The following is a 386-nucleotide window of genomic DNA, read 5'->3' on the forward strand; positions in this document are numbered from 1 at the left end:
TCCAGTTCCTCGGCCACGTGCTGCCAGGTCCGGGCGCAGCCGCGCGCCAGTTCGGCGACGGCCTCCATGCGGTGTGGCGGAACGCCTTTGAGCAGCCGCTCCCAGTCCTGGCGACGCACCGTCACAATGGTGAGCCAGCGCAGCAGCGCCCTGCCGTCCTCGGTCAGCCGGACCGACGGATCGCGGCTGAGATGGCGCAGCATCAGCGCGTGGGACGGTCTCTCGCCGTCGGCGTCGTTCTGCCGCTGGTCCGGCCGCGGGGTCCGTTCGGTGACGGTGTCCGGCTGGGCGCGTTCTCCTCCGCGTTCCGGTACGGGACCTTCGCCGCGTTGTAGCCGTTTGCGCACGTCGGAGGCGGTGCTGAGGGACACGCCCGCCTCGGCGGC

Annotated in this window: 1 pseudogene; it reads right to left on the bottom strand. The window is 72.3% G+C overall.

Annotated features, from left to right (window positions below):
- Positions 1-386 (bottom strand): annotated as a pseudogene (locus AOK08_RS48265) (streptomycin biosynthesis protein); the annotation flags it as partial.

It is taken from the genome of Streptomyces graminilatus (genome assembly GCF_001418565.1).
In the GTDB taxonomy this organism is placed as follows: Bacteria; Actinomycetota; Actinomycetes; order Streptomycetales; family Streptomycetaceae; genus Streptomyces; species Streptomyces graminilatus.